Here is a 16,831-nt window from a genome sequence, read left to right on the forward strand (position 1 = left end):
AACAATATATCGGATTTTTGACCGTTTATCGGGTGTATTTTGCTCTTTAATAACGACCTCAAAAATAAATTATTGTTGTATTTTTGAAATAAAAATTTAGAGGTCATAATAAGTCTTAATACAAGTCGTTATTTTACTAAAAATTATTGGTTTTAAGGTGAAATGTTTGACCACATCAGAAAAGGATAAATGAAACAATTCTATACAGTTATATTTTTTTGCTTTTTTCTATTAAGCTTCAGTCAACAAAAGCAAATTAATATAGAATGGGAAGACGCCAAAGTTTTAGAAAATGACTTTGGCAAGATGAGGGTTCCAGGTTTTAGTTCAAAACATTTTAGTTATTCAACAGAAAAAGGGCTTGTGTATTTTGCTCAATGGAGTAATAATGCAAAGCGTATTAATGAAAAATCAGTTAGCCTTTCAAATATTTCATATCAGACCATGACTAGAAATGATTTATTCGATTTAAATGAAGAGTTGATTCCTGAAGAACCTGTATTCAATATATACAATACCAATGCAAGAGGAAAGAAATCAATTTATTTTGAAATATCACCTATAGTAAAGCAAAATGGTGTGATTAAAAAAATTACGTCCTTAACCATTAACTACAGTACCACTAATGCTCAAACAAGTGGTTTAGCAAAGGATGGCAACGATATTACAAATTCAGTTTTGGCCAATGGAGAATGGTACAGGTTTTATATTGATGAGTCTGGAGTTTTTCAGTTAACCAAGAATTTTTTAAGTAGTTTAGGAATTAATACTAATTCTGTAGATCCTAGAACCATTAAAATTTTTGGAAATGGTGGTAGAATGCTACCGTTATCTAATGCTGAGGATTATCCTTTCGATGTTGTAGAAAATGCTGTAAAATTTGTAGGTGAGGAGGATGGAAGTTTTGATAATGATGATTTTATTCTTTTTTATGGAGAAGGACCAACAACCTATAGTGAAGAGAGTAATACTAATTTGAATCTGTATACAGACAAGACCTATTATTATGTGAATATAAGTTCTGGTAATGGTAAAAGAATTCAATCTATGCCAGAAATTGAGCTACCTGCAGATTTTGAAGTAAATACCTTTCAAGATTATCAATTTTATGAAGTTGACGAGTATAATCTTGCGAAATTGGGAAGACGCTGGTTTGGAGATCGTTTTGATATAGAAAATCAACAAACCTATAATTTTACTTTCCCAAATTTGGTCGCGAATGAACCAATTAATTTTGATGTTGCCGTCGGTGCAGTTTCTGAAACAGCCACTTCTATGATTGTTACGGTTAATAGCAATCCGTTAACAACTCTAAATTTAAATGCTATAACTGAGGGTTCCATTTTAGGTTCCGCAGCGAATTTTTCAGATGCTATAAATGTGTCTTCAGATAATATAACTGTCGTATTGGATTATATAAACAATGGTAATCCATCTGCAAATGGATATTTAGATTATATAAATATTGAAGCAACAAGACAATTGTCCTATGCAGGTGGTCAATTGAGGTTTATAAATAAATCTGTGGCAAATTCAGCTGGTATTGTGCAATATAATTTGTCTAATACAGGATCAATAAGAGAGGTCTGGGATATCACGGATAGGTTCAATGTACAAAATAAAGTAAATGCACAGGCACAAGGAAGCTATAGTTTTAAAGCACCTGCTGGAGAATTGCGAAGTTATATAGCATTTTCTTACGGTGACTTACTCGAACCAATTAGAGATGCCATTTCTACAGTGGCAAATCAAGATTTAAAAGGAACAATATTTAATGATGCTCCTATGGGTATTGACTATATTATTTTGACACCATCCCAGTTTGTTTCACAGGCAGAGCGCCTCGCTCAAATCAACAGGGATCAAAGTAATCTAGTTGTAAAAGTAGTTGATTTACAATTTATATATAATGAATTCAGTACAGGGAGTCAAGATATCGCGGCACTTAGGAATTTTGTTAAATACGTTTATGATATTGGCAGAGACCCTGATAATGGTTTTGAAAGGCAGTTAAAATACCTATGTCTATTTGGTGATGGGTCATACGATTATAAGGATAGATTAAATAACAATACCAATCTTGTACCATCGTGGTATACAAATAGTAGTTTTAGTTTAACTAGTTCTTTCGTTTCCGATGATTTTTATTGTATGATGGATGACAACGAAGGAACAATGGGTGGTGGAGATAGAATGGATATTGCTGTTGGAAGAATATTGGCAGAAGATGTTCAAAGAGCAAAGGAAATGGTTGATAAAATTGAAGCTTATTATCAGCCAGAAGCCTATGGCAGTTGGAGAAATAATTTATTGTTAATTTCTGATGATGTGGATATTGCTTGGGAAAAGATACTTCAAGAAACTACAGATGGAATTGGTACAACAGTTGAAGCTGAAAAGCCTTTTATGAATGTCGTTAAGATACACACAGATGCGTTCCAGCAAGAGGCGTCATCTGCTGGTAATAGATATCCTCAGGTAAATAAAGCTATTAAAGATGCAATTGAAGTTGGCGCATTGGTTGTTAACTATTTTGGGCATGGAGGTGAGGATGGATTGGCCAAGGAACGAATTTTCGATAAAATAGATGCTCAAGAAATAAATAATGTTTGCAAGTTCAATCTTTTTGTAACTGTAACTTGTGAATATACAAAGTTTGACGATCCAGGCAGGCCAACAGCTGGCGAGTACACATTTTGGAATAAAAATGGAGGTGCATCTTCTTTAATTACAACAACAAGGCAAATTTTTGTTACGGTTGGTGTTTCGTATAATGAAGTACTGGATGATTACCTATTTGCCTTTGGGTCAAATGACTACCCAACTATTGGTGAGGCCTTAAGATTGACTAAAATTGATGATAATATTTCAGGGATAAGTCAAAAAAGATTAGTGTTCTTAATTGGTGATCCTGCTATGAAGTTGGCATTTCCAGAACCAGATATTCGCCTAACAAAAGTAAATGACGTTGATATTACGCAACCTATTGATACTTTAAAGGCACTTAGCTATGCCAAGTTAGCCGGTGAAGTAGTTGATACTAATGGTAATATATTATCTAATTATAATGGAACATTAACCGCTACTGTATTTGACAAATCCATTGAGCGCCAAACCTTGGCTAATGATGGAATTACTGAAAATGGACAGCAAATAAAATTAGATTTCACAACGCTTGGAGAAGTTTTATTTAAAGGGCAGGCTAGTGTAGAAAATGGTCAATTTGAATTCGATTTTGTTGTACCAAGAGACGTAGGTATACCAGTTGGAAATGGTAAAGTAAGTTTTTATGCGCAAACAACATCTCCTTTGTCTGATCAAGCCGGAGCAAATTTCGATATTAAAATAGGAGGAATAAACGAGAATGCACCAGAAGATAATATAGGGCCTGTTATCAATCTTTTTATGAATGACGAAAATTTCGTTTCTGGAGGGATAACCAACGAGTCACCTACACTTTTAGTGAAGTTACAGGATGACAACGGAATTAATACTGCAAGCGGCATAGGACATGATATAACAGCTATAATTGATGGTGATGAAACTAATCCTGTAGTTTTAAATGATTATTATCAGGCCAATGTAGATGATTATACAAATGGTGTAGTGTCTTATGCCTTTAGAGATATAGAACCAGGTTTACATACACTTACTTTAAAAGCATGGGATGTGTATAATAATTCCTCAACTGCAGAAATTTTGTTTAATGTATTTGATAAGGATGAAGAACTTGTTATTGACAATGTTCTAAACTATCCAAACCCTTTTGTTAACTACACAGAGTTTTGGTTTAATCATAATAGTGTAGAACCTTTGGATATTTCAGTACAAATATTTACAGTATCCGGAAAATTAGTTAAAACATTAAATGGCCAAACTACTGGTAGTAGCAAAGGTGTAAGCTCGCTTTCTAAGGATATTGTATGGGATGGAAGGGATGATTTTGGAGATAAAATTGGAAAAGGAGTGTATGTTTATAAACTAAAAGTTAAATCTGACCGTTTAAATAAGCAAGTTGAAAAAATTCAAAAACTTGTTATACTATAATAAAAATTTATATTTGCTAACGAATTAGTCACTGTCTATCAGTACTAATAACCAACATGACCATGAAGAATTACGTAATTACCCTAATTGCTTTTGCAACGCTTAACCTAACTTTTGGGCAAGAAACAATAACGTTTCCAGACCAATCTTCAGTAATAACAACCGGAGTTCCTTTTATGCTTATCGCACCTGATGCTAGATCAGCTTCAATGGGAGATATGGGAGTAGCTACATCAGTAGATGGATTCTCACAACAGTATAATCCTGCTAAATATGCATTCTCTGAAGCTAAATCGGGATTGAGTTTAAGTTTTACACCATATTTGAGTCGATTGGTAAATGACATTTCTATTAGCTATGCTACCTATTTTAATAGATTAAATGAGTATAGTGCCATTTCGGCAAGTTTCAAATATTTTAGTTTGGGTGAAATTACATTAACTCAAGATGCGGACGATCCAGGAATAGTTGTTAAACCTAATGAATTTACAGCTGATTTCGCTTATGCTTTAAGATTAGGTGAACAATTTTCCATGGCTGTGGCATTACGCTACATGAGATCAGACTTAAGAATTAATCAAGTAGATAGAAATGCTGATCCAGCTGGTTCATTTAATGCCGATATTACTGGCTATTATCAAAGTGAAGAGGAAGCATATAATGATTTTAATGGAAGATGGAGACTTGGGTTTGCCATTCAGAACTTAGGTCCAAAATTTAAATATGATGATGGCGGTGAAGATATTTTTCAACCTACTAACTTAAGGTTAGGGGCAGGATTCGATTTTATATTCGATGAGTATAATAAACTAGGTTTAACCGCGGAGGTGTCGAAGTTATTGGTGCCAACACCTCCACTATACGGATATGTTGACACAAATGGAGATGGTGAACAAACAATGGATGATCCTAGTACACCAGATATTGATGAAGGTGAGCCAGAAATTATTACAGAAGGTCAGGACAACAATGTTAGTTTCATAAATGGAGTGTTTCAATCCTTTGGTGATGCGCCAGGAGGATTTAGTGAGGAGTTGAGAGAATTTGTTTGGTCTGTAGGAGCTGAATATACATATCAAGATAGTTTTGCATTTAGAGCTGGGTATTTTAATGAAGCTGAAGATAAAGGAGCAAGAAAGTTTTTTGCCTTAGGTGCTGGGTTTAAATACACCACGATAAATATCGATTTATCTTATTTATTCTCTGCCTCTCAAGTACAAAGTCCATTAGAAAATACATTGAGATTCTCATTGACATTTAATTTTGGAGATGGTGAGTACGATGAATATTAGAATACAATATTAATTAGATATTTAAACTATTGTTTTGTGAAAGACAATAGTTTTTTTGTCTTAAATAGATACTGATATGAAGGAAGTTAAAATAGAAACTACACTACAACTATTTGAGGATATTAGTGAACTTCCTAAAGATATTCAATCCCTAATGTCCTCAGCTATTGAAGCGAGGGAAAATGCCTATGCACCTTACTCTAATTTTAATGTTGGCGCTTCTATTTTATTAGATAATGAAGAGGTTATAACGGGTAATAATCAAGAGAATGCATCTTATCCTTCTGGGCTTTGTGCTGAAAGGACCGCGATATATTATGCTGGTGCCAAATACCCAAATGCCAAGATTTTGAAAATGGCCTTAACGGCATCTTCTAAAAATAAGCTCACTGATAAACCCATACCTCCCTGTGGTGCATGCAGACAGGCTATAGCCGAATATGAATTAAAGCAAGGCCAAGCCATAGAAATATATTTTATGGGAGCAACTGGTAGAGTTGCAAAATCCGATTCATTATCTAATTTACTGCCCTTTATTTTCGAAAGTTCAGTTTTATAAAGAATTCTTTAAATTAAAATCAGTTTTCATCGCTATTTTTTACGGAATACTGTTTCTCAATTATTTTCTAAAGTGTTATTTTTGTCTTTCGTTTTAAAAGAATTCATCATAAAATGCAAAAGATAACTAAAGAGATTTACTTAAAATGGTATGAAGACATGCTGTTTTGGCGAAAGTTTGAAGACAAATTAGCCGCAGTTTATATTCAACAAAAAGTAAGAGGATTTCTTCACCTGTATAATGGGCAAGAAGCTGTATTAGCAGGTGCTCTACATGCAATGGATCTAACAAAAGATAAGATGATTACAGCATATCGTAATCATGTGCAACCTATTGGTATGGGTGTAGATCCAAAACGTGTTATGGCGGAACTTTATGGCAAAGCTACAGGTACCTCTCAAGGCCTTGGTGGATCTATGCACATTTTTTCTAAAGAACATCGTTTCTTTGGTGGTCATGGTATTGTTGGTGGTCAGATTCCATTAGGAGCAGGAATTGCATTTGGTGATAAATATCATGGAAGTGATGCTGTAACTTTATGTTGTTTTGGAGACGGAGCAGCAAGACAAGGATCCTTGCATGAGACTTTTAATTTAGCTATGCTTTGGAATTTACCTGTTGTTTTTGTTTGTGAGAACAACGGTTATGCAATGGGAACTTCGGTTGAGAGAACTGCTAACCATCCTGATATCTGGAAACTTGGATTAGGATATGAAATGCCTTCTGGACCAGTTGACGGAATGAACCCTGTTAAAGTTGCAGAAGCATTTGATGAAGCAATACAAAGAGCAAGAAAAGGGGGAGGTCCATCATTCTTAGAAGTTAAAACCTATAGATATAGAGGACACTCTATGTCAGATGCACAACACTACAGAACAAAAGATGAGGTAGAAGAATACAAGAAGATAGATCCTATTACGCAGGTCAAGGATGTGCTTTTAGAAAAGAAGTTTGCTTCTGAAGAGGAAATAAAAGAAATAGATAAACGCGTTAAAGCTAGAGTTTCAGAATGCGAAAAATTTGCTGAAGAATCTCCATACCCAGACCTTAATGTTATGTATGACGCTGTTTACGAACAAGAAGATTATCCATTTATACCACATAAATTATAAGCTATGGCAGAAGTAATAAACATGCCGCGTTTAAGCGATACAATGGAAGAAGGTACCGTTGCAGCTTGGTTGAAAAAAGTTGGTGATAAAGTTGAAGAAGGAGATATCCTGGCTGAAATAGAGACTGACAAGGCAACTATGGAGTTTGAGTCTTTTTATGAAGGTACATTACTTCATATTGGTGTTGAAGAAGGCCAGACCACTAAAGTAGATGAACTACTTGCAATTATTGGTGATGAAGGTGAAGATATTTCAGGTTTGTTAAATGGGAGTTCAACTGCGAAAGAGGAATCAGATAGCGAAAGCTCAGAACCTTCTGAAGATGTTGCTGAAAAAGATACAAGTATAGAAACACCAGATATTCCAGAAGGTGTTATAGTGGTTACCATGCCTAGATTGAGTGATACAATGGAGGAAGGTACCGTGGCTACGTGGTTAAAGAAAATTGGGGATGAGGTTGAGGAAGGAGATATCCTTGCAGAAATAGAGACTGACAAAGCAACTATGGAGTTTGAATCCTTTCAAGCAGGAACTTTACTTCACGTAGGATTAGATGAAGGGCAATCGGCAAAAGTAGATGCATTGTTAGCTATAATTGGACCTGCTGGCACTGATGTTTCTAACATCGCTAAGAACTTTACAATTGGTGGGTCTGATAAAAAAGAGGCTCCTAAGAAAGAAGAAGTTAAAAAGGAATCACCTAAGACTAATGAACCTAAAAAGACAGAAACCAAGCCTTCAACTTCTGCTTCAATAACTTCAACCACTTCTGGCGGTAGAGTGTTTGCTTCTCCTCTGGCGAAGAAAATGGCAGAAGAAAAAGGAATAAATCTTTCTCAAGTTTCGGGAACAGGTGAGAATGGTAGAATTGTAAAGCGTGATATAGAAAACTTCACACCTTCAGCACAAGGTGCAACAGTTGGTAAATTTGTACCGATGGGACAAGAAGATTTTGATGAGGTTCCTAATTCTAACATGCGTAAAGCAATTGCCAAGAATTTAGCTAAATCTAAGTTTACTGCACCACATTATTACTTAAATGTGGAGTTTGATATGGATAATGCAATTGCATTCAGAGCGCAATACAACTCAATACCTGACACTAAAATATCATTCAACGATATGATAGTTAAAGCGTGTGCTTTAGCATTGAAACAACATCCTCAGGTTAATTCGCAGTGGTTTGATGATAGAATGCAATTAAATAACCATGTACATATTGGTGTTGCAGTTGCTGTACCAGACGGATTGGTTGTACCAGTTGTTAAATTTGCTAATGAACAAAGTTTAACTCAAATTGGCGCAGCGGTTAAAGATTATGCTGGTAAAGCAAGAAATAAAAAACTTACCCTTGATGAGATGGAGGGAAGTACCTTTACTATTTCAAATCTAGGAATGTTTGGTATTGAAAGTTTCACTTCAATCATAAATCAACCAAATTCAGCAATTTTGTCTGTAGGAGCAATTGTATCTAAACCAGTAGTGAAAAATGGACAAGTTGTTCCTGGTAACACTATGAAATTAACAATGGCTTGTGATCATAGAACTGTTGATGGTGCAACAGGTGCACAATTCCTTCAAACATTGAAGGGATATATTGAGAACCCTGTAACAATGTTGGTTTAATGAAAGTAAATCACAATTATAAAATTCAAATCCTGTTTCATTTAATTGAATCAGGATTTTTTATTTAAATATATAAACATGAAAATAATTTTATCAATTTTTAGTCTTTTTTTGGTCTTTTCTTGTTCAGTTAGACAAAAGGGTCTTGATGGTGCGTCAGGAAATGATGGAAGCTTAACCAAGGTAGAAGTTTCAGCAAATTCCATAAAAACTAGTATGGAGTATCTGGCTTCAGATGAACTTAATGGGAGAGCCACAGGCAGTGATGGTATCGAAAAAGCAGCTGTTTTTATTGAGAGTTATTTTAAAGGAAATAACATTAAACCCTTTTTTGAAAATTATCGAGACAATTTTACAGTTAAAAGAAATGTAGGTGGTGAAGGTAGTGGTGAAGTTATTGAAATTAAGGGTTATAATATTGTTGGATTTGTAGAAGGAAATGATCCTAAACTAAAAAATGAATTTGTCATACTTGGCGGTCATTATGATCATATTGGTCAAGGTAGAGAAGTAGAAGGTGATAGTATTGCCAATGGTGCAAATGATGATGCTTCTGGTACAATTACCGCTATGGAATTAGGAAGATATTTTTCTAAAACAAAATCTAATAAAAGGAGCTTGTTGATTACCTTGTTTGCAGCAGAAGAAATGGGACTTAAAGGGTCAGCTCATTTAGCAGAACGATTAAAATCACAAGGACTCAATGTCTATACAATGATAAATTTTGAAATGGTTGGAGTTCCAAGAGCAGAGGGTAAATCAATGGCGTACATGAGTGGTTTTGAAAGATCTAATTTTGCGCCAAAACTTAATGAATATGCAGGAGAAGAGGTTGTTGGATTTTTCCCAAAGGCAAAAGAATTCCAGTTGTTTTTTAGATCTGACAATTTTCCGTTCTATAAAGAACTCAATATACCTGCACATGCGATATCAACTTTCGATTTTACAAATTATGAATATTATCATCATGTAGATGACGAAGCTGATAAAATGGATTATGAGCATATGGCTAGCTTTACAAATAAAATGGCAAAAGCTTTTGAGGGCATATTAAATTCACCAAATAAAGAAGTTGTATTAAATGAAGAATAAGAATATTGTTATAACTGGTACCAGTAGAGGTATTGGATTTGAGTTGGTGAAGCTATTTGCAAGAGAAGGCCATAATGTGCTAGCATTATCTCGAAATGCTAATCCTGTTACAGAATTGAAACTTAAAAATGTGGTTGCTTTACCATTCGATTTAAGTAACCTAGATGATTATATAGATGTTGAAAAGTTGATAAAAGATCAATGGAGCCATGTTGACATTTTAATAAATAATGCTGGTTTACTCCTCAATAAACCTTTCGCTGAAACAACATTTCAAGATTTCCAAAAAGTTTATCAAACTAATGTGTTTGGTGTTTCTGAGCTCTCTAGAGTATTAGTGCCGTATATGCCCCAAGATGGGCATGTTATTACGATTAGTTCAATGGGAGGAATACAAGGCAGTATGAAATTTCCAGGTTTGGCAGCCTATAGCTCTAGTAAAGGTGCGGTGATTACTTTAAGTGAATTATTGGCTGAAGAGTATAAAGAAACAGGTCCGCAGTTTAATGTTTTGGCATTAGGCGCTGTTCAAACAGAAATGTTGAAAGAAGCTTTTCCAGATTACCAAGCGCCAACAACTGCTTTAGAAATGGCTACATATATAATGGATTTTGCCTTGTCAGGTAATAAAATTTACAACGGTAAAGTACTACAGGTATCAAATTCTACACCCTAAATGAGTAAATACAAGTGTATCATTTTTGATTGTGATGGTGTTCTTGTAGACAGTGAGCCATTGAGTAATCAGGTGATGGTAGATATTGCCAATGAATTAGGTGCAAATATCAATTTGGATTATGCTCTACGAAATTTTAAGGGTAACTCTTTTAATAACTGTGCAGAACAAATTTCTAACTTAATAGGTAAGGAAGTCCCTCGTGATCTTGAAGACATTTACCGCCAAAGGTCCTTTGAAAAATTTAGAAATGAAATTAAACCCATCGAAGGAATAAAGGCTGTGCTGGATGTATTGAATGTTCCTTTTTGTGTTGCATCAAGTGGGCCTGAGAGTAAAATTAAACTTAATTTAGAGCTGACAGGTTTGTTGGAATACTTCATAGACAATATTTTTAGTTGTTATACAATTGGTAAATGGAAACCAGATCCATCAATTTTTATTTGGGCTGCCACAACTATGGGTTATAGTCCAAATGAATGTTTAATTATTGAAGATAGTATAATTGGAGTAAATGCTGCTTTAAAAGGAGGATTTGATGTTTTTGGATATACTGCTCATGATTACAATGATGAATTACAAAAAAAAGCGACAAAAACCTTCTCGAAGATGTTAATTCTTCCAGAGTTGCTCTAGTTTTGCTTCTAATTTTTATATTTATAGAAAATTCGAATTATGAGAAGAAAATTACCCCTAAAATTATCTTCTTTCATCTTAATCGTTATATGTTTTCTATCTCAAAAAATTGTGAGTCAATCTTTTGATAGAGTTGAAAATACGATAGGGTTAGGTGTTTTGCAAGAGAATAATGGTGTGGCCGTAGCTGATTATGACAATGATAATGATCTTGATATTTTCATTGTAGCAAATGCGGTTGAAAACCCAGATATTCCATCATCTTACAGTAAGTTATTTAGAAATAACAATGATGGTTCTTACACTGATGTAACCGAATTTTCAGGATTAACCGGTTTATTTACTGAAGAGGACGACGCTCAAGTAACATTAGCTCAGCAAGGATTTAAATTTGGGGCATCTTGGGGCGACTATAATAACGATGGTTTTCCTGATTTGTTCTTAACTTATTCATACAAGGTTGAACTTTGGAGAAACCTCGGAAATGGGACATTTGCCAATGTTACAGGAATTTCTGGATTTGATACATCTAATGAATGTATTAACACTGGTGCCACATGGTTAGATTATAATAACGACGGTTTTTTGGATATCTATTTTAGTGATTGGAATAGATGTGACTCAAATTCATTTTATAGAAACAACGGTAACGGCACATTTACTAATGTTACCGAAGATTTAGGGTTAACGGAAGTTGATTCAAATTATAGTTATACCACAATTCCATTTGATATTAATGATGATGGTTGGATGGATTTAATTGTTACCAATGATTTAGAGGATGCCAATTATTTATACGTTAATCAAGCAGGTACTTCTTTTATAGAAGATGCATCATCCTACGGTTTAGATAATATGATAGACGATATGGCTTTGGCCATAAGTGATTTTGATTTAGATCAAGATTTTGACTTTTTTATTACTGGAATTGATGAAAATGCGCTTCTAGAGAATGATGGTTCAAACAATTTTGTAGAATCTTCGTCTAATTTCGATTTACTTCCAACAGGATGGTCTTGGGGAGCGAGATTTGCTGATTTTGATTTAGATGGTGATGAAGATCTTTTCATTGTTAACGGATATGATTTTGAACAAAGAGGACCTGAGTTTAATGTATATTATAGAAACTTACATGCTCAAGGACAGATGGGTTTTGAAGATGTTTCTGCTACAATAGGATTAAATGCAGAAACCGAAAGTGTAGAAGTATTGGATTTTGATTATGACAATGATGGTGATCTAGATATTATTATTACAAATGGAGATGGATCTGTTTTATTCTACGAGAACAAACTGCTCAATTTTGATGATGTTTCACCAGCATCTAACTGGTTTAAGCTTCACCTAGAGGGTACGGTTTCCAACAGAGACGCTATCGGTACAACAATAAGCCTAACCACTTCTAACGGTACATTGAAGCGTTATTATTCTGGTGTTGGTTTTTTGAGTCAAAGCTTGCAAGCGGTCCATTTTGGTCTGGACGATGCTACCGAGATAATGGAGTTGGAGATCAAATGGCCATCTGGCCTTGTGGAGACCTACAATTCAATTTCAACCAATATTGAGGTAAAAGCCACCGAAGGACAAGGCTATGAGGTGTTGGATATTGACCCTAGCCAAAAGGTATACGGCTGCACAGATCCGGTTTCTTGTAATTACAATCCAGATGCCACCTTGGATGATGGGTCTTGTACTTATTTGGATCCGCAGAGTATCGTTGGTCCAACTGAATCCTCATTTTTGAGAACAGAAACCTATAGTTATGCCATTGCAAATGGGTCAACGGCACAATGGCAGGTAATGGGAGGCGAACTATTGAGTGGTCAGGGAACAGATACGATAATGGTAAATTGGGGAATTGAGGAATCAGGTTTTGTTTCAGTAATAGAATCCGATGATCAGTGTTCTAGCCTACAAGCTTCCATAAACGTAGAATTAAGTGCGGATGATCTGCCTGAAGATATTTCTATAGCAAGACTATGGAACGAGGCTTTATTGGATGCCATTAGAGGTGACTTTGCCAGACCGACAGTCCATGCACGCAATCTGTTCCATACCAGTGTTGCCATGTACGATATTTGGGCTATATATGATGAGGTTGCAGAACCTTATTTAATTGGTAACGAAGTAAATGGTTTTACTAGTGGGCTTGAAGATTTTGTTTTAATAGAAAGCAAGGAGGAGTCCTTGAAACGTGCCATTAGTTATGCAATGTACCGTTTGTTGACACACCGTTTCCAAAATTCGCCAGGTGTTGATTCGTCACAAGAACGTTTTGATCTGATCATGGATAGACTGGGCTATGATACTAGTTATTCATCGATGCTTTACGAATTCGGTAATGCAGGAGCTTTAGGAAACTATGTGGCACAGACTATCATAGATTATGGTCTACAGGATGGGTCAAGAGAAGCAACAGGTTATGATAATGCCTATTACGAGCCTGTTAATGAAGTATTTGCACTTGATTCAAATGATAACCCACCGCTTAATGATCCCAACAGATGGCAGCCACTTGGTTTAGATATTTTTATTGATCAAGGTGGTAATTTGGTAGATGGCAATGTACCACCGTTTTTGAGTCCTGAATGGGGTAACGTTTATTCCTTTGCGTTAAAAGAAGAGGATAAGATGACCTACGAAAGAGATGGCAATCAATATCATGTATTCCATGATCCTTCGGATCCGCCATACATTAGTCTAACTGAGGACAACCAAATGAGCGATGCTTATAAATGGGGCTTTTCAATGGTATCTGTTTGGCAGTCTCATCTAGATCCTAGTGATGGTGTTATGTGGGACATCTCACCAAATTCCATTGGCAACGTAGATATCGGTACATTCCCAACGGATTATTCGGACTACCCGAACTTTTATGACTTCTTTGAAGGCGGAAGTACAAGTGCGGGACATAGTATAAATCCGTTTACAGGGAACCCGTATGAGACCAATATGGTGCCAAGGGGAGATTATGGAAGGGTGCTTGCGGAATTTTGGGCAGACGGTCCTGACTCTGAGACACCACCGGGACACTGGTTTACTATATTAAACTATGTCAGCGATCACCCGGAATTCGAAAAGCGGTTCCAGGGAGAGGGAGAAATACTCGATGCGTTGGAGTGGGACGTGAAGTCGTATTTCATACTGGGAGGCGGTATGCACGATTCGGCAGTTGCGGCATGGAGCGTTAAGGGCTGGTACGATTATATTAGGCCGATTTCGGCGATTCGCTATATGGCTGAACGTGGACAGAGCACTGATACTACATTGGACAATTACGATGTGTCAGGGATACCTTTAATTGATGGATATATCGAGGTGATAGAAGCAGGCGATCCTTTAGCTGGCTTTGTGAACCAATATGTAGGTCAGATTAAGCTTTATACTTGGAAGGGCCACGACTTTATCGATGATACGGAAGTAGACCAGGCTGGAGTTGGGTGGATTAGAGCATCGGATTGGTACCCTTACCAGAGGCCAACTTTTGTTACGCCGCCATTTGCTGGTTATGTGTCTGGTCACTCGACATTTTCCCGTGCAGCAGCAGAACTTTTGACAATGATGACGGGAAGCGAATTCTTTCCTGGAGGATTGGGAGAGTTTGTTGCCAAGAAAAACGAGTTTCTGGTATTTGAAGAAGGACCATCTGTCGATGTTGTGCTACAGTGGGCAACTTATAGGGATGCTTCGGACCAGACGAGTCTTAGCAGAATCTGGGGAGGTATTCATCCACCAGCAGACGATATACCAGGACGGTTTATTGGTCAGGAGGTAGCGGAAGATACATTTGAATTTGCCGTACCTTATTTTAATAGTAGTTTGACTATTGATCAATTTGATGATATTGAGTTTAAGGTATATCCTAATCCGACGCTCAATAAGAGGTTGTTTATTACAAACACAGATAGTTTTGATACTATTGAGATATTTGATATCAGAGGTAGGGAAATTAGTATTGATAATAGAAGTTATGATGAGTTAAATAATACAACTAGTATTAATCTAAATTCGGCGACACCAGGATTGTATATGCTTAGTGTTAATAGAAATTCAAAAATGATTGTTATTAAAGATTAGTAATGAAAGATTACTTATAGCTTTGTAACCATGCAAAAAAATCTTTCCGATTATCTTCCTAAAGATGCAATTGATATGGTGCAAATCATTTTGGCTAGTGATAATTTGGTCATTAAAGTAAAGAATGAAAGAAAGACCAAGCATGGTGATTATCGCGAATTGCCTAATGGAAAACATCAAATAACTATTAATTCTAACCTGAATCCTTTTAGATTTCTAATTACTTTAATTCATGAGATTGCTCATTTTGAGGCTTATAACAAATATGGTAGAAGAATTAGACCTCATGGAAAGGAATGGAAGTTAACATTTCAGCATTTAATGTTACCTTTTTTAAGACCAGAAATATTTCCAATAGAATTGTTGCCGTTATTAGCAAAACATTTTAAAAACCCAAAAGCATCTAGCGATACAGATTCGTATCTCGCCTTAGCATTAAAGCAATTCGACGAAGGTCCACCTAAGACATACGTTTTTCAAGTACCTTTGGGTAATAATTTTAAACTTTATAACGGTAGAGTTTTTAAAAAAGGAAGTAAACGTAGAAAACGCTTTGAATGTGTTGAGGTGAAAACAGGGAAGTTATATTTGTTTAATCCTAATGCAGAAGTAGAAATAATTGATTAATGAAAAACAAGAACTATTACGCCATACTTATGGCAGGTGGAGTTGGATCTAGATTTTGGCCAGTTAGCACTCAAGATTTCCCAAAACAGTTTCATGATATGTTGGGGACTGGTGAAACTTTGATACAAAAAACATTTAATAGGCTCGCAAGATTTATACCATCTGAGAATATTTTTATTCTAACTAACGAACGCTATAACGATTTGGTATTCGAACAATTACCAGGCGTGACCAAACGACAGGTTGTTTTAGAACCAGCAATGAGGAATACGGCTCCATGCATTTTATATGCCTCTTTAAAAATTCAAAAGGAGAATAAAGACGCCGTAATGATTGTGGCACCAAGTGATCATTGGATTGAAGATGAAGATGCATTTTCAGAAAATGTCAAGACGGCATTTGATTTTTGCGAATCTAATGATGCATTAATGACTCTTGGAATAACACCAACTTTTCCTAATACTGGATATGGATATATAGAATATGATAAAACCTCTACCAATGAGATAAAGTCAGTAAATCAGTTCAGAGAAAAACCAGATTATGAAACTGCTAAAACGTTTTTAGATCAAGGTAATTTTCTTTGGAACGCTGGTATTTTCATGTGGAGTGTAAAAACTGTTGTTAATACATTTAAATCTAATCAGCCTGAATTATTTGAGCTTTTTGAAAGCGGTTTCAATGTGTACAATACAGAGTTTGAGGATGATTTTATAAGAGACAACTATGGCAAAGCTGAGAATATTTCTGTTGATTATGCCATAATGGAAAAAAGTAGTAATGTATATGTGATCCCAGCCACTTTCGATTGGAATGACCTTGGTACATGGGGAAGTCTTTACGATAAATTAGATAAGGACAAAAATGCAAATGCCGTTGTTAACTCTAAAGTTCTGTTAGAGGATTCTAATGGTAATATGATACGTTCAAAAAAAGATAAAATTGTTGTTGTTGATGGACTAAATGACTACATAATTGTTGACAAAGACGAAGTTTTACTTATCTTTCCTAAAGAAAAGGAACAAGATATTAAAAAAGTACTCCAAAATGTGAAAGCTAAATTTGGAGAAGAATATGGTTAATAATT

Annotated in this window: 11 protein-coding genes; all 11 read left to right on the top strand. The window is 35.5% G+C overall.

Translation table 11 applies throughout. The features are described from left to right. Window positions 1-189: 189 nt before the first annotated feature. The 11 genes from porU to LBV24_RS12130 all read left to right on the top strand — a co-directional run bounded on the left by porU (window position 190) and on the right by LBV24_RS12130 (window position 16,826). Complete coding sequence (gene porU, locus LBV24_RS12080) at window positions 190-4,047, top strand: type IX secretion system sortase PorU (protein ID WP_224478932.1); 3,858 nt, start codon at window positions 190-192, stop codon at window positions 4,045-4,047. A gap of 62 nt (window positions 4,048-4,109) precedes the next feature. After that, window positions 4,110-5,339, top strand: a complete 1,230-nt coding sequence (gene porV / locus LBV24_RS12085) for a type IX secretion system outer membrane channel protein PorV (protein ID WP_224478933.1) — start codon at window positions 4,110-4,112, stop codon at window positions 5,337-5,339. A gap of 76 nt (window positions 5,340-5,415) precedes the next feature. Continuing rightward, window positions 5,416-5,898: a cytidine deaminase gene (gene cdd / locus LBV24_RS12090; RefSeq protein ID WP_224478934.1), complete on the top strand. Its 483-nt coding sequence runs from the start codon at window positions 5,416-5,418 to the stop codon at window positions 5,896-5,898. A gap of 113 nt (window positions 5,899-6,011) precedes the next feature. Then, window positions 6,012-7,010, top strand: a complete 999-nt coding sequence (pdhA, locus tag LBV24_RS12095) for a pyruvate dehydrogenase (acetyl-transferring) E1 component subunit alpha (RefSeq protein ID WP_224478935.1) — start codon at window positions 6,012-6,014, stop codon at window positions 7,008-7,010. 3 nt (window positions 7,011-7,013) lie between these two features. Next, on the top strand, window positions 7,014-8,636 hold the full coding sequence (locus LBV24_RS12100; RefSeq protein ID WP_224478936.1) for a pyruvate dehydrogenase complex dihydrolipoamide acetyltransferase: 1,623 nt from the start codon (window positions 7,014-7,016) through the stop codon (window positions 8,634-8,636). Window positions 8,637-8,714: 78 nt separating this feature from the next. Further along, window positions 8,715-9,728 (top strand): M28 family metallopeptidase, encoded by a 1,014-nt coding sequence (locus LBV24_RS12105; protein WP_224478937.1) that lies wholly within the window; start codon window positions 8,715-8,717, stop codon window positions 9,726-9,728. Beyond that, window positions 9,718-10,404, top strand: a complete 687-nt coding sequence (locus LBV24_RS12110) for an SDR family NAD(P)-dependent oxidoreductase (RefSeq protein ID WP_224478938.1) — start codon at window positions 9,718-9,720, stop codon at window positions 10,402-10,404. Before LBV24_RS12105 ends, LBV24_RS12110 begins: the two co-directional genes overlap by 11 nt. Next, window positions 10,405-11,040 carry an HAD family hydrolase gene (locus LBV24_RS12115; protein ID WP_224478939.1) on the top strand — a complete coding sequence of 212 codons (636 nt, stop codon included), beginning with the start codon at window positions 10,405-10,407 and terminating at the stop codon, window positions 11,038-11,040. A 111-nt stretch (window positions 11,041-11,151) separates the two neighbouring features. Continuing rightward, entirely contained in the window at window positions 11,152-15,117 is a 3,966-nt protein-coding gene (locus LBV24_RS12120; protein WP_224478940.1) for an FG-GAP-like repeat-containing protein, read from the top strand. A 30-nt stretch (window positions 15,118-15,147) separates the two neighbouring features. Then, window positions 15,148-15,744 carry a SprT-like domain-containing protein gene (locus tag LBV24_RS12125; RefSeq protein WP_224478941.1) on the top strand — a complete coding sequence of 199 codons (597 nt, stop codon included), beginning with the start codon at window positions 15,148-15,150 and terminating at the stop codon, window positions 15,742-15,744. Then, window positions 15,744-16,826, top strand: a complete 1,083-nt coding sequence (locus LBV24_RS12130; RefSeq protein WP_224478942.1) for a mannose-1-phosphate guanylyltransferase — start codon at window positions 15,744-15,746, stop codon at window positions 16,824-16,826. The genes LBV24_RS12125 and LBV24_RS12130 overlap by 1 nt, the downstream gene beginning before the upstream one ends. Window positions 16,827-16,831: the final 5 nt, after the last annotated feature.

Origin of the sequence: Winogradskyella vincentii (assembly GCF_020166345.1) — a bacterium.
Taxonomy (GTDB): Bacteria; Bacteroidota; Bacteroidia; order Flavobacteriales; family Flavobacteriaceae; genus Winogradskyella; species Winogradskyella vincentii.

Bases quoted from the DNA above. Each gene is read 5' to 3' on its own strand.
- LBV24_RS12130 (WP_224478942.1), top strand. From the start codon at position 15,744: ATGAAAAACAAGAACTATTACGCCATACTTATGGCAGGTGGAGTTGGA.
- LBV24_RS12105 (WP_224478937.1), top strand. From the start codon at position 8,715: ATGAAAATAATTTTATCAATTTTTAGTCTTTTTTTGGTCTTTTCTTGT.
- LBV24_RS12110 (WP_224478938.1), top strand. From the start codon at position 9,718: ATGAAGAATAAGAATATTGTTATAACTGGTACCAGTAGAGGTATTGGA.
- cdd (WP_224478934.1), top strand. From the start codon at position 5,416: ATGAAGGAAGTTAAAATAGAAACTACACTACAACTATTTGAGGATATT.
- LBV24_RS12125 (WP_224478941.1), top strand. From the start codon at position 15,148: ATGCAAAAAAATCTTTCCGATTATCTTCCTAAAGATGCAATTGATATG.
- porV (WP_224478933.1), top strand. From the start codon at position 4,110: ATGAAGAATTACGTAATTACCCTAATTGCTTTTGCAACGCTTAACCTA.
- porU (WP_224478932.1), top strand. From the start codon at position 190: ATGAAACAATTCTATACAGTTATATTTTTTTGCTTTTTTCTATTAAGC.
- pdhA (WP_224478935.1), top strand. From the start codon at position 6,012: ATGCAAAAGATAACTAAAGAGATTTACTTAAAATGGTATGAAGACATG.
- LBV24_RS12115 (WP_224478939.1), top strand. From the start codon at position 10,405: ATGAGTAAATACAAGTGTATCATTTTTGATTGTGATGGTGTTCTTGTA.
- LBV24_RS12100 (WP_224478936.1), top strand. From the start codon at position 7,014: ATGGCAGAAGTAATAAACATGCCGCGTTTAAGCGATACAATGGAAGAA.